24 protein-coding genes and 1 tRNA gene are annotated in these 25,712 nt (G+C 66.9%); 7 read left to right on the top strand and 18 right to left on the bottom strand.

Annotated elements, in window-relative coordinates; all coding sequences use genetic code 11:
- Window positions 1-64: 64 nt before the first annotated feature.
- Entirely contained in the window at window positions 65-1,021 is a 957-nt protein-coding gene (locus tag AC5P9W_RS12265; RefSeq protein WP_188250200.1) for an SOS response-associated peptidase family protein, read from the top strand.
- A 125-nt stretch (window positions 1,022-1,146) separates the two neighbouring features.
- Here AC5P9W_RS12265 and AC5P9W_RS12260 read toward each other — a convergent pair whose 3' ends face one another.
- Complete coding sequence (locus AC5P9W_RS12260; RefSeq protein ID WP_188250199.1) at window positions 1,147-1,527, bottom strand: response regulator; 381 nt, start codon at window positions 1,525-1,527, stop codon at window positions 1,147-1,149.
- Window positions 1,528-1,659: 132 nt separating this feature from the next.
- Here AC5P9W_RS12260 and AC5P9W_RS12255 point away from each other — a divergent pair.
- The 3 genes from AC5P9W_RS12255 to AC5P9W_RS12245 all read left to right on the top strand — a co-directional run bounded on the left by AC5P9W_RS12255 (window position 1,660) and on the right by AC5P9W_RS12245 (window position 3,913).
- A tRNA-Leu gene (locus AC5P9W_RS12255) sits at window positions 1,660-1,745 on the top strand.
- 70 nt (window positions 1,746-1,815) lie between these two features.
- Complete coding sequence (locus tag AC5P9W_RS12250; protein ID WP_005417127.1) at window positions 1,816-2,358, top strand: GNAT family N-acetyltransferase; 543 nt, start codon at window positions 1,816-1,818, stop codon at window positions 2,356-2,358.
- Window positions 2,359-2,473: 115 nt separating this feature from the next.
- On the top strand, window positions 2,474-3,913 hold the full coding sequence (locus AC5P9W_RS12245; RefSeq protein ID WP_188250198.1) for a GGDEF domain-containing protein: 1,440 nt from the start codon (window positions 2,474-2,476) through the stop codon (window positions 3,911-3,913).
- Here the strand turns inward: AC5P9W_RS12245 and AC5P9W_RS12240 are convergent.
- Window positions 3,910-5,736, bottom strand: a complete 1,827-nt coding sequence (locus tag AC5P9W_RS12240; protein ID WP_495219276.1) for a methyl-accepting chemotaxis protein — start codon at window positions 5,734-5,736, stop codon at window positions 3,910-3,912. The two genes, AC5P9W_RS12245 and AC5P9W_RS12240, sit on opposite strands and share 4 nt — an antisense overlap.
- A gap of 576 nt (window positions 5,737-6,312) precedes the next feature.
- On the opposite strand from AC5P9W_RS12240, the gene AC5P9W_RS12235 reads away from it, so the two are divergent.
- Window positions 6,313-7,401, top strand: a complete 1,089-nt coding sequence (locus AC5P9W_RS12235; protein ID WP_171952757.1) for a DUF5694 domain-containing protein — start codon at window positions 6,313-6,315, stop codon at window positions 7,399-7,401.
- 39 nt (window positions 7,402-7,440) lie between these two features.
- On the opposite strand, the gene AC5P9W_RS12230 is transcribed toward AC5P9W_RS12235, so the two are convergent.
- From AC5P9W_RS12230 to AC5P9W_RS12185, 10 genes are all read right to left on the bottom strand, one after another.
- Window positions 7,441-7,671, bottom strand: a complete 231-nt coding sequence (locus tag AC5P9W_RS12230; RefSeq protein WP_019660256.1) for a hypothetical protein — start codon at window positions 7,669-7,671, stop codon at window positions 7,441-7,443.
- A gap of 62 nt (window positions 7,672-7,733) precedes the next feature.
- Window positions 7,734-9,923, bottom strand: coding sequence for a PAS domain S-box protein (locus AC5P9W_RS12225; RefSeq protein WP_495219274.1), 2,190 nt, complete (start codon window positions 9,921-9,923; stop codon window positions 7,734-7,736).
- A 208-nt stretch (window positions 9,924-10,131) separates the two neighbouring features.
- Window positions 10,132-12,519 (bottom strand): Tex family protein, encoded by a 2,388-nt coding sequence (locus AC5P9W_RS12220; RefSeq protein WP_019660258.1) that lies wholly within the window; start codon window positions 12,517-12,519, stop codon window positions 10,132-10,134.
- Window positions 12,520-12,726: 207 nt separating this feature from the next.
- Window positions 12,727-12,942 (bottom strand): hypothetical protein, encoded by a 216-nt coding sequence (locus AC5P9W_RS12215; protein WP_005410085.1) that lies wholly within the window; start codon window positions 12,940-12,942, stop codon window positions 12,727-12,729.
- Between the two features lie 765 nt (window positions 12,943-13,707).
- Window positions 13,708-14,160 carry a hypothetical protein gene (locus AC5P9W_RS12210; protein ID WP_151356488.1) on the bottom strand — a complete coding sequence of 151 codons (453 nt, stop codon included), beginning with the start codon at window positions 14,158-14,160 and terminating at the stop codon, window positions 13,708-13,710.
- Window positions 14,157-14,360, bottom strand: coding sequence for a PspC domain-containing protein (locus tag AC5P9W_RS12205; protein WP_329842076.1), 204 nt, complete (start codon window positions 14,358-14,360; stop codon window positions 14,157-14,159). Before AC5P9W_RS12205 ends, AC5P9W_RS12210 begins: the two co-directional genes overlap by 4 nt.
- 65 nt (window positions 14,361-14,425) lie before the next feature.
- Entirely contained in the window at window positions 14,426-14,794 is a 369-nt protein-coding gene (locus AC5P9W_RS12200) for a YfeK family protein (RefSeq protein WP_026347052.1), read from the bottom strand.
- 33 nt (window positions 14,795-14,827) lie between these two features.
- The gene (gene phaC, locus AC5P9W_RS12195) at window positions 14,828-15,895 is read right to left on the bottom strand and encodes a class III poly(R)-hydroxyalkanoic acid synthase subunit PhaC (protein ID WP_111104125.1); all 1,068 of its coding nucleotides are present in this window, start codon (window positions 15,893-15,895) and stop codon (window positions 14,828-14,830) included.
- Window positions 15,892-16,956: a class III poly(R)-hydroxyalkanoic acid synthase subunit PhaE gene (gene phaE / locus AC5P9W_RS12190; RefSeq protein ID WP_206621991.1), complete on the bottom strand. Its 1,065-nt coding sequence runs from the start codon at window positions 16,954-16,956 to the stop codon at window positions 15,892-15,894. The genes phaC and phaE overlap by 4 nt, the downstream gene beginning before the upstream one ends.
- A 22-nt stretch (window positions 16,957-16,978) precedes the next feature.
- Window positions 16,979-17,593, bottom strand: a complete 615-nt coding sequence (locus tag AC5P9W_RS12185; RefSeq protein WP_019660264.1) for a CDP-alcohol phosphatidyltransferase family protein — start codon at window positions 17,591-17,593, stop codon at window positions 16,979-16,981.
- Window positions 17,594-17,943: 350 nt separating this feature from the next.
- Between AC5P9W_RS12185 and AC5P9W_RS12180 the strand changes: the two genes are divergently transcribed.
- A complete protein-coding gene (locus AC5P9W_RS12180) occupies window positions 17,944-18,588 on the top strand; it encodes a class I SAM-dependent methyltransferase (RefSeq protein WP_227844450.1) in 645 nt (214 codons plus the stop codon).
- A 119-nt stretch (window positions 18,589-18,707) separates the two neighbouring features.
- Here the strand turns inward: AC5P9W_RS12180 and AC5P9W_RS12175 are convergent, their stop codons facing one another.
- From AC5P9W_RS12175 to ppsR, 5 genes are all read right to left on the bottom strand, one after another.
- A complete protein-coding gene (locus AC5P9W_RS12175) occupies window positions 18,708-20,075 on the bottom strand; it encodes an MATE family efflux transporter (RefSeq protein ID WP_329842077.1) in 1,368 nt (455 codons plus the stop codon).
- A gap of 117 nt (window positions 20,076-20,192) precedes the next feature.
- Window positions 20,193-20,807: a DUF2239 family protein gene (locus tag AC5P9W_RS12170; protein ID WP_021202814.1), complete on the bottom strand. Its 615-nt coding sequence runs from the start codon at window positions 20,805-20,807 to the stop codon at window positions 20,193-20,195.
- A gap of 143 nt (window positions 20,808-20,950) precedes the next feature.
- On the bottom strand, window positions 20,951-21,439 hold the full coding sequence (locus tag AC5P9W_RS12165; RefSeq protein WP_329842080.1) for an NUDIX hydrolase: 489 nt from the start codon (window positions 21,437-21,439) through the stop codon (window positions 20,951-20,953).
- 41 nt (window positions 21,440-21,480) lie between these two features.
- Complete coding sequence (locus AC5P9W_RS12160) at window positions 21,481-21,990, bottom strand: DUF1249 domain-containing protein (protein WP_134730765.1); 510 nt, start codon at window positions 21,988-21,990, stop codon at window positions 21,481-21,483.
- 168 nt (window positions 21,991-22,158) lie between these two features.
- Entirely contained in the window at window positions 22,159-22,980 is an 822-nt protein-coding gene (ppsR, locus tag AC5P9W_RS12155; protein WP_005417170.1) for a posphoenolpyruvate synthetase regulatory kinase/phosphorylase PpsR, read from the bottom strand.
- Window positions 22,981-23,124: 144 nt separating this feature from the next.
- Here ppsR and ppsA point away from each other — a divergent pair, with 144 nt between their 5' ends.
- Complete coding sequence (gene ppsA, locus AC5P9W_RS12150; RefSeq protein WP_329842083.1) at window positions 23,125-25,503, top strand: phosphoenolpyruvate synthase; 2,379 nt, start codon at window positions 23,125-23,127, stop codon at window positions 25,501-25,503.
- Window positions 25,504-25,601: 98 nt separating this feature from the next.
- Here the strand turns inward: ppsA and AC5P9W_RS12145 are convergent.
- On the bottom strand, window positions 25,602-25,712 hold a 111-nt coding region (locus AC5P9W_RS12145; protein WP_288042072.1), incomplete at its 5' end, for an IS3 family transposase.

Below are 25,712 nucleotides of genomic sequence, written 5' to 3'. Positions count from 1 at the left end.
GATGGGTCGGGCTATCCTGCCGCATCCACGTCGCAGCCGCTGCGACCCAGGCCCACAGAGTCCCATGTGCTATTCCGCCCTGATCCGCGCTGACTACGCCAAACTGGTACGCGAGTTCGGCGCCATCCTGTCGCTGGAGGACTTCGCCGAGCTGTACGCACACGATCCGGGCAAGAAGCGGCCGAAGACCCCGAAGGCGATGGATGACGGATTCGCCGGTGCGCGTACCGAACAGGGGCGGGACATCGTGGCGAAGATCCAGCAATGGCATGCGCAGGAGCAACAGGCACTGGAGGCCGAACTGGCCCGGCAACGCGAACGACGCGATATTGCCCATGCCACGCTGGCCACCCGGCCCACGCAGAAGGCGCGCAACGACCTGCGCGTGGCCGGCAACCGCATCGAGCGCGCACAGGCCCGGCTGGAAGACCTGCATCGGGTACAGCTGCTGCCGCGTGACAACCGCATTTTCCCCGGCACCTACGCACCGGTGATGGTCAGCGAGAACGGCCAGCGCGTGATCAGGCCGATGCGCTACCAGTGCCGGCTGCCGGACAAGCCGGCGCGCAACGACGTGCTTTACCCCGGCACCTACAATGCGCGGCGCGACAGCCTGGAAGGTTACTGGCGGGGTGCGTTCGGACTGCGCCATGGCGTGGTGGTGGTACAGGCGTTCTACGAGCACGTGCCCCGCCACGCCATCGCCGGCCGCACCCTCGGTGCCGACGAAAAGGAACAGGACGTGGTACTCGAATTCCGTCCCGATCCGCCCCGCGACCTGCTGCTGGCCTGCCTCTGGGCAGAATGGGAAGGACCGGAAGGCCGCCTGCTGTCGTTTGCCACGATCACCGACGCACCGCCCAGCGACGTCGTCGCTGCCGGGCATGACCGCGGCGTAGTGCCGATCCGCAAGGAACACCTCGACGCCTGGCTCAACCCCGAACCGGATGACCTGGCGCGCCAGTACCGCATCCTCGACGACCGCGAGGAGATCCGTTACGTGTACGAGGAAGCGGGCTGAGCGCCGGACGCAATTGAAAAACCCCGCCTGGGCGGGGTTCCTGGATCAGGGATTGCCGCCGAACATCGCAGACGCGAGCATTCCCCCCCCCCGGCAGTATCCCCTGCAGGTCCGTGGCGGACGGCTCAGGCCTTGACGCTGGAGCGACCCACCGCACGCGCCAGCGCACGTGACAGATCAGCCGACAGGTACGGCTTGACCAGCAGCAGGCCGGCCAACATCGGCGCCGGCAGCTGCTCGGCCAGCATCCCGGTGGCCAGCACGAACGGAATGCCACGTGCCGAAAGCGCTGCAGCCACCGGTTCACTGGTCTCGTTGCGGGCCAGCCGGTAGTCCAGCAGGGCCACGTCCGGCGTGCTCTGCTCCAGCAGCTGCAGGGCTTCGAACACGCTCGCTGCAAGCCCGACCACAGTCGCGCCGGCATGCACCAACTGCATCTGCAGCAGGGCCGCACTCATTTCGTCGTTCTCGACCACCAGCACCCTCAGGTCCTGCAACACTGTCATCGGCTACCGCTCCTGGAGGCAATTGCACGCTGGAAGTATAGCTACCAAGGAGCCAATGCCGACAGGAACCGCCCTCATAGGCCCTCCTACTATGCATCGCCTGCCGACCTCGGTTACACTCGCACGCTGCCTGCCGGTGTGGCGGAATGGTATACGCAGCTGACTCAAAATCAGCCGGGGGTGACCCCATGAAGGTTCGAGTCCTTTCACCGGCACCACTGCATCAAAGGCCAGGTCCATGACCTGGCCTTTTGCATTCCCCGGGCCAGAGCGCCGACACTGGCAGGCATGCCCCAGCATGTCCTGCCCACGCTTGCCGACAGCCTTCCCGCGCGCTTGCGCATCCTGCGGGCGTCCGATGCCGCCGCCTGGTCCCACTACCTCTCGCTGCCAGGCGTGATCGAGCACACCAGTTGGGGCGACGTTTCCGAACAGGCGCTGGCGCAGCAGATCACCCGCTATCTGGCTGATGCATCCGATCAGCGCTGGGCGCTGGTGGACGCCGACGACCAGCTGATCGGCACCGTCGGCCTGAACGGCATCGACCCACGGCATGGCCGCGGCGAACTCGCCTATGACCTTGACCCACGCTGGCAGGGACAGGGACTGGCCACGCATGCGGCGCGAGCGGTACTCGACTGGGCGCACGGCACCTGTGGGCTGGTTCGCGTCCAGGCGACCGTTCTGGACAGCAATGCCCGCTCGATCGCCCTGCTGGAACGCCTCGGCATGCAGCGCGAGGGGTTGCTGAGCGCCTATCGCCATGTGCGGGGACAGCCCCGCGACTTCTGGATGTATGCCCATATCGAAGACGCTGTGTCATCCCGCTGAAATTCGAATGTGACGCCCAGCAAGGTTTCAAATAGACCGGGCGCACACTTTTCTTGCCAGCCTCACCTACTTCTGCCTATCGTGATCCCAGCCGGATCTGGGGGCGGGGGAATGCATGACGTTGCGTGCGGCACTGTTTTTCATGGTCGCGCACGCGCTCGTCATTGCCTTGATCGGCCCGCAGGACCCGATTGGCTCCTACCTGATGCTGATCACCGCGCCGCTTCTGGCCGCCATGGCCTTCGTGCGGCGCGCGCGCGACAGCCAGGCGGCCTGCAAATGGCGAACGCTGGGCGCTGCCGTCGGCCTGTTCTCTCTGGCCTTGCTGGCCCTGCTGTATCGCAATGTGGCCGGCCTCGGCCCTGCGCAGATGACCGTATCGTCGCTGATCCTGTACGTGTTCTACCGGATCCCTCTGACCTACGTGGCTGCCAGCCCGGGCGGCGGCAACCGCGGTATCCGTGCGGTGGACCTGATGATCATCGCGCTGCTGTGGCTGCTGTACTTCGAGCATACGCGGGCAATGGCGCACCTGAACACCGCCTTGTGGACGCAGTGCCTGCACACCATGAGCAACGTGCAGAACAGCCTGGTGTTCTGCTTCGCGCTGATCCGCTTCCTTGCCGAGGACAATGCCGACCGCCGCGACTTCTTCCGCACGTTGACGATCTACGCGCTGAGCTACTTCCTGCTGGCGTTCTACATCAACACCTGGCAGCCGCAGGTACCCGAGGGTGGCTGGGGGGACCTGCTGATCAGCGGATTGTTCGTGCTGCTGGCGATGCTGGCCGGCAGCACGCACCGCCCACCGGCGGAGGCTGTGCCGCGCAGCCTCCGTCGCGTCGTCGATGCCGGCGTGCCGCTGATGCTGCCGTTGCTGCTGATGATGGTGGCTCTGCTGGTGGCACGCCTGCAGCCGGCCCTGGCCACAGTGGGGTTCATCGGCGCCATGCTCGGCTATGCCCTGCGCAGCGTACTGACCCAGGTGCAGATCCAGCGCGAGCGCGACGAACTGGCGCTGCTGGCCCGGCGCGATCCGTTGACCGGTCTGGGCAACCGGCGCAATTTCGATGAATCGCTCGGCAGCGCGCACGGCCGCGCCCGTCGCCAGGGCGTGGGGCTGGCGGTGCTGATGATCGACATCGATCACTTCAAGCGACTCAACGACACCTACGGCCACCCGGAAGGCGATCGCCGCCTGCAGGCGGTCGCCGCAATCCTCGATGGCTGCCTGCAACGCGGTAATGACCTCCTGGCCCGCTACGGGGGCGAGGAGTTCATCGCCGCCCTGCCCGCGCCCGACGCCGCCCATGCCCTGAGCCTGGGCGAGCGCCTGCGCGCCGCCGTGGAAGCCGCCGCCCTGCCCGCCACCGAGGCCCACGTGACCATCAGCATCGGCGTGGCCTGGCAGGCTGCGCATGAGGCGGGCGACCCGCGCGGCCTGGTCGAGCGGGCCGACCAAGCCCTGTACCAGGCCAAGCATGCCGGCCGCAACTGCGTGCATGCTGCCCCGGCCATCGAGGCCGGGGAACAACACGCCAATCGGCGCGCCTAGACCGCGCGCAGCACCGCCCCACCGTGCAGGTGCCCGGCCCCGCCCTGCACCCGGAAGCTGGCCACCGTCTGCAGCAGCTGCGCCGACTGCTCTTCCATGCTCCGCGCTGCGGCCGAGGCTTCCTCGACCAGCGCGGCGTTCTGCTGGGTGCCCTGATCGATCAGATCGACGGCATGGTTCATCTGCTGGATGTCGTCGCTCTGCTGCTGCGCGGCCGTGCTGATCTCGGACATCAGATCACTGACACGGCGCACATTGACCACGATCTCGTCCATGGTGCGTCCGGCGCTCTCAACCTGCGCGGTACCGGCGCCGACATTGGCCACCGACGCATCGATCAGCTGCTTGATCTCCTTCGCGGCACTGGCCGAGCGCTGCGACAGTTCGCGGATCTCGGTGGCGACCACGGCGAAGCCACGCCCGTGTTCGCCCGCACGCGCTGCTTCCACCGCCGCGTTCAACGCAAGGATGTTGGTCTGGAAAGCAATGCCGTCGATCACGCCGATGATGTCGACGATGCGCCGCGAGGACGCGTTGATCACGGCCATGGTCTCGACCACTTCGTGCACCACGTTGCCACCGCGGGCAGCGACATCAGCAGCACCACCGGCCAGCTGACTGGCCTGCCGTGCGTTGGTCGCGGTGCGCTGCACGGTCTCGGCCAGGCCCTTCATCGACACCGCAGTCTCCTCCAGCGACGCGGCCTGCTGCTCGGTGCGCTGCGACAGATCGCTGTTGCCCTGCGCGATCTCGGTGGCACCGACGGCGATGGTGTCGGCGGCGAACTTGATCTGGGCGATGATCGCGGCCATCGCCTCCACCAACGAATTCACGCCTTCGCACAGCTCGGCGATCGGCCCGTTCTTGTCGGCAGTGGCCACGCGCCGGGTCAGGTCGCCCTCCTTCGCGGCCGCCACCACTTCACGGGTCTGCGCCACGGCACGTTGCATGGCCTGGTTCTCATGCACCTGCGCGGTGATGTCGGTGGCGTACTTGACCACCTTGAACGGCTTTCCGTTGAGATCCAGGATCGGGTTGTAGGACGCCTGGATCCAGACCTCGCGCCCGCCCTTGCCGAGGCGCCGGTACTGGCCGGCATCGTATTCGCCACGGCCGAGCTTCTCCCAGAACTGGCGATACTCGGCACTGCCACGATACTCGGGCTCGACGAACAGCGAGTGGTGCTGGCCACGCACGTCGTCCAGGCTGTAGCCGGTGGCGGCCAGGAAGTTGTCGTTGGCCGAAAGGATGCGGCCGTCCATGCCGAACTCGATCACCGCCTGCGACTTGTCGATCGCCGCCAGCTGCCCGGCCGAGTCGGCTGCCTGCAGCTTCTGCGCAGTGATGTCGGTGGCGAACTTGACGACCTTGTAAGGCCGCCCCTGCCGGTCCAGCACCGGGTTGTACGAGGCCTGGATCCAGATCTCGCGCTGGCCCTTGCCGAAGCGCCGGTACTGGCCAGCGTCATATTCGCCACGCCCCAAGCGCGCCCAGAAGTCGCGGTACTCGGCGCTGCACGCCTGCTCGGGGTCGACGAACAGGGAATGATGCCTGCCCTGGATCTCCTCCAGCCGGTACCCCATCGCCTGCAGGAAATTGTCATTGGCCTGCAGGATGGTTCCGTCGAGCGCGAACTCGATGACGGCCTGCACGCGATGCAGCGCGGCCACCTGCGCCTCCAGCTCGGTGCGGTCGGTCATCGCCTTCGCTGTGCCGGTGCGTTGCTGCGGCGCCAGCACGCCAAGCAGCGTACGCCACGGCGACCATCGGGTATGCAGCTCGTCCGGCGCCTGCGCGCCTGCCATGAAGCCTGGAATGAGCATTGTCTGATCCTCGGTGTCCGGTAAGCGGTTGTGACCCGCCGGGCGGGATGCCCGGCGGCAACATCAGTTGCCAGGGACTACAGGTGCCCACGGCACCTCTCGAGCGACTGCCAAGAACGTCTGCTGCGGGTGCGATCGGCATCTGGGGCGGCGGAGCACACTGCGCGGACCACCCATCGAAGGCAGCCTGGGGTCCTGCGGCGGGTGACTGGAGCGGGATCCAGAGGGGATATCGGCGATGCCGTCGGCCGCTTTAGCGGCATTCCGCGACGTCCGTCGCAACTCCGTCCATTGCAGGCGGAATGCGGTGGACGATTGCCGTGTACTTCACGCCTTTTTCACGAGCCTCCGCCCTCACACCAAGGCATTGGGCCAATGAACGGCTGGACCGGATCCGTTCCGCCACCGGTTGGCGGAACGCTGTACAGCGCAGGCGCCGGGAGGCAGCCGACCACATCGCCCACACAAGGATGCAGCTCAAGGAAAAAAGGTTTACATGACCGATGCGGGGTTCGCCCGCAGGGGAAAACGACCAGCATGAAGGTCCCGCAGGATGCTCATCTACATGGAGATCGCATGTTCCCTCGCTTTGCCAGCCTTCTTCTCCTGGCCCTATGCAGCAGCAATGCGCTGGCCACCGGCACCGCCTATCGACCGGCCTTCCACCCGGACCAGCTGAAGGGACCGCCCGCAGGACGCCCGAACGAAGTGCTGGTGCTTGGCAGCCCACACCTGTCCAGCCTGCCGGAGACCTTCACGCCGGCGATGCTGGAACCTCTGCTGCAGCGCCTGGAAGCCTGGCGGCCCACCGCGATCGCAGTGGAGAACCTGTCCGGCCTGCAGTGTGACTTCATGCGCCGCAATCCGGCCCGATACGCGGAGAGCGTCGCGGACTACTGCGTCGATCCGGCACCGGCGCAGGCCGCCACCGGTCTGGACGTGCCCAGCGCCAACGTGGAAATGGAACGCCTGCTTGCAGATTGGCCCAAGGCGCCAAGCGCTGCCCAGCGACGTCGCTTGGCTGCAGTCTTCCTGGCTGCGGGCGAGAGCAGCTCGGCAGTCGTCCAATGGCTGCGGCTGCCCCGGGAAGAACGCCGTGCGGCCGACAGCCTGACTCCGGAGCTGGTGCAGTTCCTCGACACGCGCATGACCCGCCGCAACGAGGCCGTCCTGGTGGCCGGCGTGCTTGCCGCACGCCTCGGACTGGAGCGCCTGTGGTCGGTGGACGACCACACTGCGGATTCGCCCATACCGGAATCGCAGCAGAAGGCCTACGCTGCCGCCATACGCGGCGCCTGGGACAACGCCTTCGTCAAAGCACGCAGGGCGGCTGATGAACGGCTCGGAGCCAATCTTGTTCAGCCGGAAGGATTGCTCGCGATGTATCGCGCCTACAACGCACCCGAGACCGCGATGGTGGCGTTCAACAGCGACTTCGGCGCGACGCTTGTCGAACCCTCACCGGAAGGCTTCGGCCGCAACTACCTGGGCTACTGGGAAACCCGTAACCTGCGCATGGTCGCCAACATGCGCGACGTGCTCGGCCAGCATCCAGGCACCCGCATGCTGACCATCGTCGGCGCGTCACACAAGGGCTATTACGAGGCTTACCTCAACCTGATGCATGACGTGCAGCTGGTCAGTTCGGATGAAGTACTGCGCTGACGCAACTGCGCATGGGGGATGCGGTAACCATCCGCCGCATCACTCCACCGCGTTCCTGCCCGCCCGCCACAGCATGATGCTGGCGGCACCGATGCAGGACAGCGTGAACACCAGCAAGGCGACCGCGCCGCCCTGCAGCACCGGCAGCAGGGCCTGCGCGTGCAGGTCGCCGCGCAGCTGTTCCGCACGCAGGCAGGCGGCCAGGGCCAGGCACCAGCCGACCATTGCCGGGGCGTAGGCACGCAGCGTCACCGGGTTGCAGACATTCATGGGACCACCTGTAGGAGGGGAGGTGCGCGGAGTATTCGCGCACGCCCTCTCACAGGTTGAGATCAGCCCTCGGTCGGATCGATGTCGCCGCCCGGCAGCTCACTCGCCTCGCCCTGTACCTGCACGTTGTTGCGGCCCATTGCCTTGGCCCGGTAGCACTGGGCATCGGCCGCCGCCACGGCCTGGTCGACGCTCATCCCGCCCGTCAAGGGTGCGATGCCGATGCTGGCGCCCACATGCAGGCGGTCCTGGTCCCACGGAATCGACAGTGACGCAAGGGTGTGCAGCAGCTCGCCGCCAATGCGCGCTGCACGACGCGGCGTGCAACCGGACAGGATCACCGCGAACTCATCGCCACCCAGCCGCGCCACCACATCCGAATCCCGCACGCCGTGGCGCAGCACGCTGGCCACCGCCCACAGCACGGCGTCACCGGCCAGATGGCCCCAGGTGTCGTTGACCGGCTTGAAGCGGTCCAGGTCGATGTACATCAGCGAGGCGGCCTGGCCGGTACGCTCCACGCGGGTGATCGCCTGCTGCAGATGCACCTCGAAGCCACGACGGTTGCTCAGCTCGGTCAGCGGATCGATCTCGGCCAGGTGGCGGGCTTCGCGCTGCCGCGCCCGCTGCTGGGTGTCGTCGCGCAGCACCCACACCGCGCCGCGCACATGGCCCTCGTCATCGCGCAGCCAGGCGTGGGTCAGATCGACCGGGATCGTGGCCGTGCCCAGGCGCAGCAGAAGGTCGGCATGCAGGTCCACCGCATTGCTTTCCGGGTCCAGCAGCACGGATACATCAAGCACCGAGCCGGGCGCGTATTCGGTGGTCAGCGCCAGCACGTCCTGCACGTTGTGCCCTGCCAGCGACAGCGCGCCATCACCGGCGAGGGTGCGGACAGCAGCGGCGTTGGCGTAATCGATACGACCGTCCAGACTGACGCTGAGCACCAGATCGGCCACGGCATCGAGGGTGATGCGGCTGCGCTGCTCGCTCTCGAACAGGCGCTGTTCGCTGCTGCGCTGGGCGCTGATGTCCTGGATCTGCGACACGAAATGCAGCGGCTCGCCATGCTCGTTGCGCACCAGCGAGACCGACAGCCGCGCCCAGATCACCTTGCCGTCGCGATCGAGATAGCGCTTTTCCAGGTGATAGTGACTGCGCCGCCCGGCCAGCAGATCCTGCACCAGGGCCAGGTCGGCCTGCAGGTCATCGGGGTGGGTCAGGCGTTGGAAATCAACCTGCAGCAGTTCCTCGCGGGGGTAGCCCAGGATCCGGCACAGGGCGTCATTGACGTCCAGCCAGCGCCCCTCCAGCGACACCAGCGCCATGCCCAGCGCCGCCGACGTGAACGCACCGGCGAATTTCTCCGCCGCCAGGCGTGCTTCGGCACGTGCCTGCAGGATCTCGGTGATGTCGATGGACATGCCGACGTAGCCGATGCGAGCGCCGCCGGCACCATCCATGCGGCTGATCGACAGGCGCACCTGGCGTGGCTGGCCGTCCTTGCGCCGCAATGTCCATTGCCTTGAATAGGTCTGCGCATCGGCACGGGCGCTGAGGGCTTCAAACGCGCCCGGCAGGCGTCCGTCCGCAGCCGCCAGCGGGCGCAGCCATGCCGCCAACTCGTCCGGATCGTGGAAATCACCCAGTCGCCGCTGTCCGACCACTTCCTCCGCGCTGTATCCCAGCAGGCGTTGCGCACCGGTATTGAACAGGGTAATGGTGCCTTCGGTATCGGTCGCGATTACCGCCACCTCGTCGGACGCATCGACCACGGCCTGCAGCCGCTGCCGGCTTTCGGCGGCGTCCTGCCGCGCCTGCTGCAGCTCGGTCACGTCGGCATGCGCACCGGCCATCCACAGCGGTCGTCCCTGCCCATCCCATTCGAACACGCGGCCACGGTCGTGGATCCATATCCACTGGCCGTTCTTGTGGCGCATGCGGAGCAGGCAGACATAGTTGTCGCTGCGGCCTTCAAAATGATCCTCAAGTGCCGCGTCGGACAGGACGATGTCATCGGGATGGACCAGCTTCAGGAACGTCTTCTGGCACACCGGCTCCAGCTCTTCCAGGCGATAACCGACGATCTCCGCCCAGCGCGCATTGACCCGCATCTCGCCGGTCTGCACGTTCCACTCCCAGGTGCCGGCGGCGGTGCCGTCAATGATCATCGCCAGGCGACGACGCTCTTCGGCCAGCGCCTGCAGGCGCCGCTCCAGCAACCCGTTGCCGTTGGTTCCCTGGCCGGCCATCAACCCGTACCCCGGCCCGCACAGGGAGGCCGCGGCCGCAGCGCGACGCTGCAGACCTCAACGAAGACGACGGGTCCTGCTGGCGTCATGGCCCTCCCCAGCAACAGCGGGGTGGCCGGACGCCTCCCCTCAGGCGCAAGTGTGCGCAATCACGGGGAAAATCGACAAGTCCCCCGCCACGAATCAAGCGTGACGGGGAACACGGTCCTCAACTGCGCTTGGCGCGGGCGAAGGCCTCGGCCAGGGCGTTGTTGGCCGGGGGCGCGGACGCGGCGGGACGGCCTCCATTGCCCTGGCCCCGGTTCGGCCCGCGGTTCTGGCCGCCTGCATCGCGGCGCGGACCCTGCCCATGGCCGCGCTCATCACGCTGGCCCGGGCGGCTGGTGGCTTGGCCGGGGGTATCGTCCAGTCGCCGGGTCAGGGCGATGCGCTTGCGCGCCACGTCCACCTCCAGCACCTTCACCTTGACGATATCGCCGGCCTTGACCACGTCGCGCGGGTCCTTCACGAACGTATCGGACAGGGCCGAAATGTGGATCAGGCCATCCTGGTGCACACCGATATCGACGAAGGCACCAAAGGCCGCCACGTTGCTTACCACACCCTCGAGCACCATGCCCTCGCGCAGATCCTTGATGTCCTCGACGCCCTCGGCGAAGCGTGCCGCCTTGAACTCGGGGCGTGGGTCTCGGCCCGGCTTCTCCAGTTCCTTGAGGATGTCACGCACGGTCGGCACGCCAAAGGTGGCATCGGTGAACTGCTCGGCCTTCAGGCCGCGCAGGAAGCTGCCATCACCGATCAGCGCCTTGATCGGGCGCGCGGTGCTGGCCACGATGCGCTCGACCACCGGGTAGGCCTCGGGGTGTACCGCCGAAGCATCCAGCGGCTCATCACCGTCGGCAATGCGTAGGAAGCCCGCGCACTGTTCAAAGGTCTTCTCGCCCAGGCGCGCCACCTTCAGCAGGTCCTTGCGGCGCTTGAACGGGCCGTTCGCATCACGGTGGCGCACGATGTTCTCGGCCACCGTGGCCGACAGGCCGGACACCCGCGACAACAGTGCAGCCGAAGCGGTGTTCACGTACACGCCCACCGCGTTCACGCAGTCCTCCACGCGGGCATCCAGCGCGCGCGCCAGACGGTACTGGTCCACATCGTGCTGGTACTGGCCGACACCGATGGCCTTGGGTTCGATCTTCACCAGTTCGGCCAGCGGGTCCTGCAGGCGGCGGGCGATCGACACCGCCCCACGTAGCGACACGTCCAGCTCCGGGAACTCCCTGGCCGCGAACTCGGACGCCGAGTACACCGACGCGCCGGCCTCGCTGACCACCACCTTCTGCAGCTTCGGGTTGCCAGCGGCCTTGATCGCTTCGCCGGCCAGCTTGTCGGTTTCACGGCTGGCGGTGCCGTTGCCGATCGCGATCAGTTCCACGTTGTGCTTGGCGCACAGCTGCTTGATCGTCTGCAGCGACTGCTCCCACTGGCGACGCGGCTCGTGCGGGTAGATGGTGTCGGTGGCCACCAGCTTGCCGGTGGCATCGACCACGGCGATCTTGCAGCCGGTGCGGATGCCCGGGTCCAGTCCGAGCACGGTCTTCGGGCCGGCGGGTGCCGCCAGCAACAGGTCCTTCAGGTTGTCGCCGAACACCGCGATGGCCTCGGCTTCGGCCTTCTCGCGGGCCTGGTTGAACAGGTCCAGCAGCAGGTGCGTGTGCAGCTTGGCGCGCCAGGTGAGCCGGCAGGCGTCCAGCAGCCAGCGGTCGGCGGCGCGGCCCTGGTCGGCGATGCCGGCCCTGCGCGCCACGCGCCCTTCGGCGTACTGGTGGCCGGCCTCGGCATCACTGCCGGGGTCCAGCTCCAGGAACAGGATCTCCTCGCGGCGCGCACGGAACAGCGCCAGCAGCCGGTGCGAGGGAATCTTCGCCAACGACTCGGCGTGATCGAAGTAATCGCGGTACTTGGCGCCTTCGGTTTCCTTGCCCTCGGCCACGCGCGCGCGGATCACGCCGGTTTCGCCCAGCCAGGTGCGCAGTTCGCCGACCAGCGCGGCGTCTTCACCCCAGCGCTCCATCAGGATCGCGCGCGCACCTTCCAGCGCAGCCTTGGTGTCGGCCACGCCTTTGTCGGCATTGACGAAGCTGGCCGCAAAGCTCTGCGGGTCCTGCGTCGGGTCGGCCAGCAGGCCATCGGCCAGCGGCTCCAGCCCCGCCTCGCGGGCGATCTGGGCGCGGGTACGGCGCTTGGGCTTGTACGGCAGATACAGGTCTTCCAGACGGCTCTTGGTATCGGCGGCCAGGATGTCGTTGCGCAGTTCGTCGCTGAGCTTGCCCTGTTCGCCGATGCTGGCCAGCACCGCTGCGCGACGGTCCTCCAGCTCGCGCAGGTAGGTCAGGCGCACTTCCAGGTTGCGCAGCTGGGTGTCGTCCAGGCCGCCGGTCACTTCCTTGCGGTAGCGCGCGATGAACGGAACGCTGGCGCCCTCGTCGAGCAGGCCGACGGCGGCGCGCACCTGGGCGGACTGGGCACCGATCTCGTCGGCGATGGTCTGGGCGATCTGCTGGGCGAGCGCGCTCTGGGCGTTCTTGGCGTCGTGCATTGCTTCAGGTCTGTGCCGCATTACGGGAAGACCCCATTCTGGCAACCCGCGACGGAGCCGGACAAGGCATTGACAGGGCGCAAGGTTCAGCGGCGTAGCCGGATTGGACGCCGGCATCCTGGCAAAGCGCGGGCCCGGACTGGCCCTGGGCTGGGATGCCGGCGCGGGCGCGCGATGGTGGGCGCGCCCTGCCGCGTGTTACGAAGGTCAGCGGTAGTGGCGGGCGGCGCGCTGCATGACGATCTCGTCACGCATGCCTTCCAGGGCCATCAGGCGGACCTTGCCGACACCCTGCAGTTCCATGAACCGCTCCGTGTAGAACTCCGGCCCCAGCGCGGTGTCGGCGCGGGATTTGCTGAAGCCGTAGGGCACCACGCCCTTCTCGCCATCCTTGCTACCACCGACATAAAGAACGATTGCCATGTGATGTATTCCTCCAAATTGCTACTGCGTACTGCACTCGATGAGCGATGCTGCGAGCTCATCGAGGGAGAGCTTACCGCGTCGAACCTGACTGGAACGTCACGAAGGCTAATGACGATCGGTTGCATGCAGATGACGGCGGGATCGCAGCAGAATGCTTACGGATCTTTAACTTCCGGCTAACGAATCAGTACGGGATTCCCGCCAACGGCGCAGCCCCTCGTGGGTGGTTTGGTTGGTCGCGGAAAGCCGGTTTCCTGTGGGCTGGCCGGGAGGGTGGGTAGGCCGGGGACGCCGTGAACCCATCCATGGGGGCTTGGCCGCGGCATCCATGCCGCGGACACCCCGCCCTACCCACCCTCCCGCCCGCTGACAGATTCCTGGTGCCTGCCGCCACCCACGGAGAATAAAAAGAAGATCAAAAGCAGAAGCAGCCGGGCTGGCCGCTTTTTTGTTGTAGAGCCGAGCCTGCGCTCGGCTTCGCGAGCTGGCCTGAAAGCAGCCGAGCGCGGGCTCGGCTCTACACGAGCAAGCGCAGCGCGCGACCCGCTTCTGCTGTTCTTTTTCTTTTCCGTGGCTGGACGCGGCCGGGAACTGTCAGCGGCCGGGCGGGATGGGTTCGCGGGACCGTTGGCGCCATGGATGGCGCCATCGAGCCCCCATGGATGGGTTTACGGCGTGTCCCGCGAACCCATCCCGCCCGGCCCAATCGCATGAAACGTATTCCGCGACCACGCCACGAGGGGCTGCGCCGTTGGCTGGAACCTACGGCCACCAGCCGTGCCCGAACCGGGCAAAATGATCGGCCGCGCGCTCGAATGGATTCCGCGCACTCACCCCGCCACACAGCAGGTACACCGGCAGGTACAGCGGCCCCAGTACCATGTACTGGTACACGTGCGCACGTTCGTGATCATCCAGCCGGATCAGCGGTTCCACGCCCCACCCCGCCTGATGCGCATAGGTGCGGCAGGAAATGCCCAGGTCATGGCCGGTATGCAGGATCACGTTCCCCAGCGTGATCGCCCCGCCTGGCCCCCACGGCCAGCGGTCGAACACCAGCGCACAGTCGCGCGCGCTCCAACGCAATGACGCGCCGCCGAGCATACCGGCCAGGCCGCCAATCAGGCCGAGCAGCGAATTGGGCAACGTCCATGCTGCGCCCAGCATCTGCAGCGCACGCAGCCACAGCGGCCAGGGTCGAGCGGCCGTGTTCAATCGGCCTCGTTCGGCATCAGCAGCCACAGGATCAGGTAGATCAGAATGCCGGGGAAGGCGGCCGAGCCAATCGATATCAGCACGAACACGATCCGCACCAGCGTGGGGCTCCAGCCGAAGCGGTGGGCGATGCCGCCCATCACGCCGGCAATCATGCGGTCGTTCAATGAACGCGACAGCGTGCGCGGCGTGGTGTTCATGGCGGTTCTCCTGGGCTGCGGGAAAAAGCAGTCGAGCATGGCTCGACTCTACACCGCCCCCATGTCTACGGCGTGCGGTGGCGCAGGGCCTGCAGGCGTGCGCCGAACCAGGTGGCTGCGGTCTGTTCAGGCTGACCCGGGCACTGGATGCGGTAAGGCTTGCCGCTCATGCTGCTCTGGCTGGCGGCGCGCTCGATGAACTGCTCGGCGCTGTCCACCATGTCCTTCTTCAGCAGGTAGTCGTACTTGCGCTGCAGATGGGCGCGCGCATCGCTGCCGTCGTACCAGCTGCCATTGCGCTGGAACCGGCACTGCGAGCCGTCCAGGCTGGCGATCAACTGGGCGATCTCCCGCCGTGCATCCGCACTGGGTGCGGCCTGGGCAAGTGGCGCTGCCAGCAGTACCGCAAGAATCAACAGAATCCGGTACGTCATCATCCCCCCAGGTCAGTCGAGCAGGGCCCGACTCTACAGGTCGCGCGCCTTCAGCCAGCCATCGATCGTGGCCGGCACTTCGCGCTGCGCGCGGCCGGACACGTAGATACCAATATGGCCACCGCGGAAACTGGACTCGGTGTAGTCATCCGTACCCAGGCGCCCGCGCATCGCGCGCGAGGCGTCCGGTGGCACCAGATGGTCCTGCTCGGCGTAGATGTTCAACACCGGCAGCGTCACCTGCGACAGATCCACCGCTTCGTCGCCGATCCGTACCGTGCCCTTCATCAGGCCATTGGCCTGGTAGAACTGCTTGATGAAATCGCGGAACGCCTCGCCCGCCAGGTCCGGCGAATCGAAGATCCACTTTTCCATGCGCAGGAAGTCCTCCAGCGCCGCCTTGTCATCGAGGATGTCGAGCAGGCCCACGTACTTCTGCACGTTCAGGCGGAATGGCTTGAGCATCAGGTAGCTGGCATTCATCAGGTCGGCCGGGATGTTGCCCAGCGTGTCGACCAGCAGGTCCACGTCCACCTGCCGCGCCCAGTGCGAGAGCATGTTGTCGGCGGTCTGGAAATCGACCGGGGTGACCATGGTGATCAGCTTGCCCAGCTTCTGCCGGCGCAGCGCCGCGTAGCACAGCGCGAACACGCCACCCTGGCAGATGCCGAGCAGGTCGACCGGGCTACCACTGCGCGCACGCAGCGCATCCACCGCGCCGTCGATGTAGCGCAGCAGGTAGTCCTCCAGGGTCTGGAAGCGCTCCGAGCGATCCGGGTAGCCCCAGTCCAGCACGTAGACGTCCTGACCCAGCGCCAACAGCTTCTGCACCAGGGAGCGGTCGGCCTGCAGGTCGACCATGTACGGCCGGTTGACCAGCGCGTACACGATCAGCAGTGGCGTGCGCCGGGTCGGCGCCTGTTCGCCGACGAAGCGGTACAGCACCACCTTGCCGTCGCGCCAGACTTCCTCGCGCGCGGTCACGCCATAGTCCACGTCTTCCACCTGCGGCAGCAGCTTCAACCCCTCCATCAGCTTGCGCTGCATGGCCAGGGTCTCCTGCATCAGGTCATCGGCGTTGAAGCCCAACGGTCCCTTCATCGGTCACTCGCCCGTGAGGAGGTGCGAGATTGGGGCTTTTTCGCAGCCGCCTTTTTTGCAGGCGCCTTCGTTGCCGGTGCGGTCTTCTTCGCGGCCTTGCGCGCGGCAGGCTTCACTTTTGCCGGCGCCGGCTGCGCAACCGGATCGACCGCAGCGGTTCCGGCCTGCACTGCCACCTGCGCCTGCAGGCGGCGCAGGCTGCGCTCCAGCTCGGCGATACGGCGGTGTGCGGCATCCATCTCGCTGCGGGTCGGCAGGCCGATACGTTCACTCATCTGTTCCACCTCGCGCTGCAGGCCGGCACGCAGGCGCATCTGCGCGTTGCCCAGCGAGGCGTACACCTGCTGGAACGGTTCGGACATGGCGACCTTGGCGTAGGCCTCCTCGGCCACTTCGATCCACAGGTCGAACATCGCGCGGGCGCTGGTCAGCTGGCTGCCCGGCTGTTCGTGCTCGGCCAGGCGCTGCTCGAACAACGCAAAGGCCTCGTCCAGTGCCCGCTTGATCAGGTCGACATAGGCGCGCGAATGCTGCTGGTATTCTTCCTGCGCACGCAGCAGGGCCTGCCAGCGCGCCTGGTGCTCGCGGCCGGGGCCGAATGCCGGGCTCTGCAGCCATGGGCCCGCCTGCAGCTGGAACTGCTGCAGCCATGCGGCGAATTCGGGCACGGCGGCGCCGGCGTGGGTGCTGCCACGGGCCCCTTGCAGCATCCATTGCAGCATGCCATCGCCCTGCCCCTGCACCGCCTCACGCCAGGCCTGGGCCACATCGGCACTGCTGGCGTCGCGGCCGGCAAACCGAGCGGCGACCTCCTGCATGGTGCCGTACCAGCTCCCGGCCTGTTCGCGGAACCGGCGCACGGCATCTTCCGGCGCGCCTGGGCCCTGTTCCGGCAACAGCTGGCCCCACCAGTCGAACAGGCGCTGCCAGCTGCCCGGGTCGTCGCCCGCCGGTGCGCTGGGCGTGCCCGCGTGGCGCAGGGCATCGCCCCAGGCGCCGAAGTACTGCCGGGCCAGGGTCTCGAAATCACTGCTGCCGGCGTCGTGGGCCGAGCTGGTCATCGCAGGCCTCCGCAGGGCTGGCTCATGGCTTGGGAATGCGCAGGGTCTTGCTGATCATCAGCGACCCGGACAGGGCGAACAGCAGCACCATCGGGTGCAGCTGCCACGGGCCGATCTGCCACTGGCCGAACCAGATGTTCTGGCCGATGGCATCGGTACCGGCGGCGATCGCCAGCACGATCACCAGCACCAGGCTGGTCGGGATAGGGGTGCCTTCAAAATACGTGACCTTGCCCTCGTCGCCGGTCATTGCCTCGGCGGTGACGTTGTAGCGCGCCAGGCGGCTGACGCCACAGCAGACGAAATAGCTCAGCACCAGCCAGTCCCAGCCGCCCTGCATGCCACATGCATAGGCCAGCGCCGCCGGCGCGACGCCGAACGAGATCACGTCGGACAGCGAATCCAGCTCGCGCCCCAGGGTGGAGCTGGACTTGCGCCAGCGCGCGATGCGGCCGTCGAGGGCGTCGAAGATGAAGGCCAGCGGTATCAGCGCCATGCCGAACAGCAGGTAGCCGCGCTCGCCGTCCTGCAGGAAGCGCATTGCGGCAAACACCGCACCGGTGCCGCAGAAAGCATTGGCCAAGGTGAACCAGTCGGCCAGCTGGAATTCGCGCAGCATCGAGAAGTGACGTTTCATGGGGTCTCACGGAGCATCGAGGCCCACAGGTTACCGCGAGCGCCGCTGCCGGCGACAGCGCCGGCAGGCCGCGGCCTTCACTGCTCCCTCACGCACCCTCACCGGCGGTGAATTTTTCGCCACCCATCTTGACAGCCTAGGGGGGTGGCGCCTGTCGCGGTTTATCCACAAAGTTGCCCACGCGTAATCCACACCCCCTGTGGACAACCAGATCTCACCGACTGCGACGCTGGACATTTCCTCATCACCTTGCAGCGGGGTTTCCCTACTTCCCAAGCCGCAAGGTCAGCGCTATGGTCATCGGCGGACCCGCCGCCGCCACGTCCGAATCTTTTCGATGGACGACGACGATGCTGGATGCTTCCACCCTGGCCGCGCAGCTGCGGCAGCCCCATGGCGACGCCGCACTGGCGGTGGCCGACTCGATGAACCGCAGCAACAGCGCCCTGAACCTGGCCGCGATCGGGCTGCTGGCGGTGGCGGCCGGCGAACGCATCCTGGAGATCGGCCCCGGCAATGCGGCCTTCGCGCCCCAGCTGTTGCAAGCGCCGGGCAGCCAGTACCTGGGCGTTGAACTGTCCGCCGCCATGGTCGAGGCCGGCAACCGGCGGCTGGCCAGTGCCGGCCTGGGCGACCGGGCCGCGATGCGGCTTGGCGATGCCCATGCGCTGCCGGTGGACGAGGCATCCGTGGATGCCGCACTGGCGGTCAACACCCTGTACTTCTGGCCCAACCTGGCCCCGGTGCTGGACGAGCTTGCGCGCGTACTGCGCCGGGGAGGGCGGCTGTGCCTGGCGTTCGGCGATGCGGCCTTCATGCGCAGCCTGCCGTTTGCCGCCGATTTCCAGCTGCACGAACTGGACGCAGTTGAGCTGGCGATGCGCGTGTCGGGATTCAACATCTCGGCCTGGCGCAGCCATCGCGAAACTGCTGCCGGCAATGACGGGCAGACGCGGGAGAAGCATTTCCACCTGCTGCTGGCGCATCGGCGCTGATTGCCGCCGGGCATGGCCCGGCGCTACCCGACCCGCATCGGCGTGGATTTTCGCCGGATGCGATCCGACCGAGCGGTGGAGCCGGCCGCTGGCCGGCTGCCCCGGCAATGGCGCTGCGGTCAGGCCGCCGCCGGCAACCGGCTGCGCCACCTCGCGAAACACATCATCTGCAACACCAGCATCGCCACCAGTCCCAGCGGCCACGCCCACCACAGGCCGGTCAGCCCGTGCCGCGCCTGCAGCCACATCGCCAGTGGCAGCTCCAGCAGCAACACCGCTGTCATGCCCAGCAACGCCGGCAGCAGCACAGTCCCGCTGCCGCGCATCACGCCGACCAGCACCGTGGTGCCGCCCATCGCCAGCACGCCCCACACCACCGTGCGCAGCTGAAGTGCGGCCAGTTCGCGCACCTCCGGCGCCGCCAGGATCAGGCCGGTCAGCCACGGCGCCAGCGCCATCACCAGCAGCACCACGACCGTCAGCATCGCCAGGCCCAGCAGCACCCCGGTGCGGGCAATGGCGGGCAATCGTGCCGCACGTCCTGCCCCCATCGCATGCGCGGCGAGGATGGTGGCGGTGATGCCCAGCGACATGGCCGGCAGCTGCACCCAGCTCATCAACTGGTTGACCGCACCGTAGGCCGCCGTGGCGGTGTAGCCATAGCGGTTGATCCAGCCGAGCAACACGATCTCGGCAATGGCCAGGCTGAGCATCTGCAGCGAGGACGGCACGCCGATGCGCAGCATCGAACGAATGATCGCGCCATCGAAACGGATGGCCCGCAGCAGCTCATGGCCGGGTGCCAGCGGATGCCCCAGGCGATGCCAGCTCCACAGCAACCAGACCAACGCCAGCAGCGAGGCAAATGCTGCCGACACCGCGGCACTGGCCGCGCCCAGCTGCGGCAGGCCGCCCCAGCCGAGGATCAGCAGTGGCGTGCACAGCAGGCCGAGCACGGTCGCCAGCAGCAGCGCGTGCAGCGGCGTCTTTGCATCACCCACCGCGCGGCTCACGGCCGTCGCCAGCCACAGCAGGAAGAACACCGGCGCACTCAGCAGCAGCACCCGCGCATAGACGATGGACTCACCGAGGACCGGCGCCGGCGTCCCCAGTGCCGCCAGCATCTGCGGCGCGAACACGCCGCCCACGCCCATCACCAGCAGCGACAACAGCAGGGCAAGCGCCACCGCGCTGCCGGCCACGGCGCGTGCCCGCTGCGGTTGGCCAGCGCCCCAGGCCTGGCCGATCAGCACCATTGCGCCCGTCGCCAGGCCCATCACCAGGGCCATCAGCAGGAAGAACACCGGGAAGAACGCAGCGGCGGCAGCCACCGCCTGCGTGCCAAGCAGATGGCCGAGGTAGACGTTGTCCAGCGTGCCGGCGGCCAGCTGCAGTGCATTGGTCATCAGCATGGGCAGCAGCAGGGCCAGGTAGGTGCGCCACAGAGGCGGCGCGACCAGGGGCGTGGGATGTACAGGGGAGTTCATGGGGTTCTCTGGGCAAGGCGCTGCCCTGCCCGGCGTTTCCACCAGCAAAGCAAGCACAGGGGACCGGGCCGTGGCCCGCGATCAGGTGGCGCCGCCGTTCAACGACGGCGCGATGGATCAGCCGTCAGCGCTGTCGAACGCCAGACGCAGGGCGTGGTCGCGCACATCCCTGGGCCAGGAATGCAGCACCGCTTCCAGGCCCGCACGGTCGTGCGCGAACAGCACGCGGATGGCCTCCTCGAAGCCCGGCAGGTCGCCGGCGATGGTCTGCAGGAAGTGATAGGCGCGTTCGGCATCGCGACGCCGGCGGTCCTTGTCCGCACCGGCGCGGCTGGCCGTCTCCACCAGTTTTCGCAATGCCACCGAGGCGCCGCCCGGCTGCTCGGCCAGCCAGGCCCAATGGCGCGGCAGCAAGGTCACTTCACGGGCGACCACGCCCAGCTTGGGGCGGCCACGGCCACGCGGGGTCGCAGCGTCTTCGGCAGTGATTTCGGCATCCGCCTCGTCAGAGGGGGGAAACGCTTCGGTTACCCGCGCCAGCAGTTCCTCGTCACTGCCGCGCGTATCGAAATCGCGGGTGCGACCGGTGGCGTTGTCGAACACCAGCAATGGTCCGGCAGCGTTGTCGGCGCGCAGCCGCTTGAGCGCCAGTGCCGCCACTTCCGGGCTGCCGCAGGCAACGAGGCGATGGCCGTCGAAACAACTGAAAGGAGGGAGTCGGGACGCAGGCATGGCAATGGCATCAGAGGTGATGCGCGAATATTGCCCGGGTAATTTATGACTGTCAATATTGCCCGGGTATTAATCGACCAAAAGAGCGTGCCAACCCAGATTGGCACTCCCCGGAATGGTTGGCACCTCCCCGATTCACCGGGTCACAGCCGGCTGTAGGACCAACTGACCATGCGCCCGTCCTTGTACGGCATAACCCCGTGGAACGGGCGCGGGTCGGCGTCGAACACCAGCGGCAGGAAGTTGCGGTCGCCTTCCCACATCGGCAGCGTGTCCAGCTTGTCCAGATCTACCCACTCCAGCGTACCTTCGTGGTTGCCGCCGTGCGGGGTACCTTCGAAGCTGTCGATGACGAACACGAAGCCCAGCCAGTCCTCACCGTGCTTGCCGAATCCCGGCCAGCTGATGGTGCCGCGCAGGCGCATGCCGGTGCAGTCGATGCCGGCTTCCTCGGCGATCTCGCGACGCATGCCTACCGCGACGTCTTCAGTCGGTTCGATCTTGCCACCCAGCCCGTTGTACTTGCCCAGATGATGGTCACCGGGGCGCGTATTGCGATGGATCATCAGCACCTGGCGACGATCGGGCGACAGCACGTAGCCCAGGGTGGCGACGATCGGGGTGTACGGCATGGGCAGCATCCAGCGGCAGGTGAGCCGTGGATTATGGCCGATCAGCGCACCAGCGACAGGCGGCGTTCGGCGGGCGCCGCGACGCCATCGGCATCGCGGCGCAGCGTGGCCACGCCGTGGCCGCGCTCGGCCAGGTACTCCAGCCACTTGCCGAGGAAGGTGTTCATCCGCATGCGGTGGCTGATCAGCTCCGCCGGCGGCGGGTACAGCCCCATGGTGTCCTGCCAGCGGCGGCCGACGTAGCAGTGGGTGGTCTCGGCCTGGCGCGCGTCACGGTACAGGCGAACATAGGCCGATGGATCAGGCTCGCCAGTGACCGGGTCGGCCAGGTCGTAGGTCAGCCGCAGTTCCACCGTGTAGCGGTGGCACTCGATCACGTCCAGGCGAACGTCCAGGCCATCGCCGACCGAGGAGACGTAGCTGCCCGTCATCAGTCCAGCCGGTTCGAACAGGCGCACCAGATGGCGGTAGTTCTCCGCGTACAGGCCCATGAGCCAGCTCAGCCGGCTCAGGCGGGGAATGCGTTCGGTACGGGGCAAGGCTCGGGCCATGGGTCGATCCTACACGTTGGTGCTTCAACGTGGGGGCGGGATCACCCCGACCAAAGGGGCTCGGTATCGACCAACGGTCGATACCCACCGTGCAGGAGGGTCGATGCCCCAGCGCAGGAGGGTCATCACCCCGGAGGTAGGCCACGACCGTTGGTCGTGGCGCACGGATCAATACAGCTCGCGCTGCAGCCCCAGCGTGGCCAGCACCTTGCTGGAAATCTCCTCGATCGAGGTATGCGTGGTGCTCAGGGTCGGAATCCGCTCCATGCGGAACATGGTCTCGGCCGCGGCCACCTCGCGCTTGCAGGTGTCCAGGTTGGCGTAGCGCGAGTTCGGGCGGCGCTCCTGGCGGATCTGCTGCAGGCGGTCCGGGTCGATGGTCAACCCGAACAGCTTGCGTCGGTAGTTGCGCAGGCGCGGCGGCAGGCGGTCGCTTTCCAGGTCCTCGTCGGTCAACGGGTAGTTGGCCGCGCGCACCCCGTAATGCAGGGCCAGGTAGATGCAGGTGGGCGTCTTGCCGGCGCGCGACACCGCCACCAGGATCACGTCGGCATCGTCGTAGTTCACCGCAATGCCATCGTCATGGGTCAGGGCGAAGTTCATCGCGTTGATGCGGCGGTGGTAGGTATCGAAATCGACCATGCCGTGGGCCTGGCCGACCCGGGCCAGGCGCGGGCTGGCCAGTTCACGCTCCAGGGGCTCGATGAACGGCGCGAACACATCCAGCATCAGCGCCCCGCTGTCGGCCAGGATCAGGCTCAGGCTCTGGTCCACGCAGGAGTTCACCACGATCGGCCGGACCTGGTAGCGCTCACCTGCCGCCTGGATCCGGGCGCAGGCTTCACGCGCTTTTTCGGGGTCGTCGACAAACGACATTCGGTCGGTAATGAAGCTGAATCCGGAGAACTGGGTCAGCAGGCTATGCCCAATGGTTTCAGCGGTGATACCGGTTCCATCGGAAACGTAGAACACCGGACGGATGGTCGACATGCGCGCTTTTACCCCCTACGAAGCTTAAAAAGGCCGCCAGCACAAGCTTGTGCCGACGGTGCTCTGCCCGGCATCATATCGGCTTCTTCCTACGGACGCGGCCACTCAGCCCGCCTCGGGCGATGGCCAAACGGAGCATCGCGCTTGAACGAGAACATCCTGTGGTTGCACGAACTGCGTCTGGCCGATCTGGCCCGCGTAGGCGGCAAGAATTCGTCCCTGGGCGAGATGATCGGCAACCTGGCCGGTCTGGGCGTTTCGGTGCCGGGCGGTTATGCCACCACCGCTGAAGCCTTCAAGGACTTCATCGCGCACAACGACCTGTCCAAGCGCATCTTCGACAGGCTGGCCACGCTGGACGTCGAGGACGTCAATGCGCTGACCGCCGCCGGCAAGGAAATCCGCGGCTGGGTAATCGACGCCCCGCTGCAGCCGCAGCTGGACCAGGACATCCGCACCGCCTATGCCAAGCTGAGCGCCGAGAATGGCGGCGGCGACGTTGCCGTGGCCGTGCGTTCGTCTGCCACCGCCGAGGATCTGCCGGATGCGTCCTTCGCCGGACAGCAGGAAACCTTCCTCAACGTGACCGGTGCCGACGACGTCGTGCACAAGGTCAAGGAAGTGTTCGCCTCGCTGTACAACGACCGCGCCATCGCCTACCGCGTGCACCACGGTTTCAAGCATGAGGACGTGTTCCTGTCCGCCGGCGTGCAGCTGATGGTGCGTTCGGGCGTCGGCTCCTCCGGCGTGCTGTTCACCCTGGACACGGAGTCCGGCTTCCGCGACGTGGTGTTCGTCACCTCCTCGTTCGGCCTGGGCGAGATGGTCGTGCAGGGCGCGGTCAATCCGGACGAATACTACGTCTACAAGCCCACCCTGCAGGCCGGCAAGCCGGCGATCCTGCGCCGCTCGCTCGGCAGCAAGGCGATCCGCATGGTGTATTCGGATGTCCCCGGTGAGCGCGTCCGTATTGAAGACACCCCGGCCGAACTGCGCACCACCTTCTCGATCAGCGACGAGGACGTGCAGGAACTGGCCAAGCAGGCGCTGGTCATCGAAAAGCACTACGGCCGCCCGATGGACATCGAGTGGGCCAAGGACGGTGTCAGCGGCAAGCTGTTCATCGTGCAGGCGCGCCCGGAAACGGTGAAGTCGCGCAGCCACGCCACCCAGATCGAGCGCTTCGCGCTGACCGAGAAGGGCGGCAAGGTGCTGGCCGAGGGCCGTGCCGTCGGCGCCAAGATCGGTTCGGGCGTGGCCCGCGTGGTGAAGACGCTGGACGACATGAACCGCGTGCAGCCGGGCGACGTGCTGATCGCCGACATGACCGATCCCGATTGGGAACCGGTGATGAAGCGCGCCTCGGCCATCGTCACCAACCGCGGTGGCCGCACCTGCCACGCCGCGATCATCGCGCGCGAGCTGGGCGTGCCAGCCGTGGTCGGTTCGGGCAACGCCACCCAGTTCATCGAGGATGGCCAGCTGGTCACCGTCAGCTGCGCTGAAGGCGATACCGGCTTCATCTACGAAGGCAAGCTCGGCTTCGAACGCACCACGACCGATCTGGGCAACATGCCGCCGGCCCCGCTGAAGATCATGATGAACGTGGCCAACCCGGAACGTGCCTTCGACTTCGGCCAGCTGCCGAACGCCGGCATCGGCCTGGCCCGCCTGGAAATGATCATCGCCAGCCACATCGGCATCCATCCGAATGCGCTGCTGGAATACGACCGCCAGGACGCCGCGACCAAGAAGAAGATCGACGAGAAGATCGCCGGCTACGGTGATCCGGTCAGCTTCTACGTGGACCGCCTCGCCGAAGGCATCGCCACCCTCACCGCCTCGGTTGCACCGAACCCGGTGATCGTGCGCCTGTCGGACTTCAAGTCCAACGAGTACGCCAACCTGATCGGCGGCAGCAACTACGAGCCGCACGAAGAGAACCCGATGATCGGCTTCCGCGGCGCCAGCCGTTACGTCGACCCGAGCTTCTCGGCCGCCTTCGCGCTTGAGTGCAGGGCCGTGCTGCGCGTGCGCAACGAAATGGGCCTGGACAACCTGTGGGTCATGATTCCGTTCGTGCGCACCCTGGAAGAAGGCCGCAAGGTCGTCGAGGTGCTGGAACAGAACGGCCTGAAGCAGGGCGAGAACGGCCTGAAGATCATCATGATGTGCGAAGTGCCGTCCAACGCACTGCTCGCCGATGAGTTCCTGGAGATCTTCGACGGCTTCTCGATCGGCTCCAACGACCTGACCCAGCTGAGCCTGGGCCTGGACCGCGACTCGTCGATCGTCGCGCACCTGTTCGACGAACGGAACCCGGCAGTGAAGAAGCTGCTGTCGATGGCGATCAAGGCAGCACGTGCCAAGGGCAAGTACGTTGGCATCTGCGGCCAGGGCCCGTCCGATCACCCCGATCTGGCCGAATGGCTGATGCAGGAAGGCATCGAGTCGGTGTCGCTGAACCCGGACACCGTGGTTGATACCTGGCTGCGCCTGGCCAAGCTGAAGGCCAACGGCTGATGCCGTGATGGGCTGACGTCGCTTTCATCGACGTCCGCCCATACTGCTGCTGCACGCAAGCCCCGCCTCTGAAGTGACCCCCGAGACTTGGACAGGGGTCAGGCGGCCGATTGGGCCTGTTGGGCCTGCTCCCGGTACTGTACCGGGCTCAGGCCCTTCAATTTCAATTTGATGCGCTCCTGGTTGTAGTACTGGATGTATTCCACCAG

This window comes from Stenotrophomonas sp. YJH_SMC_33, from assembly GCF_059372295.1.
This window is presented reverse-complemented; position numbering and strand designations above follow the sequence as displayed.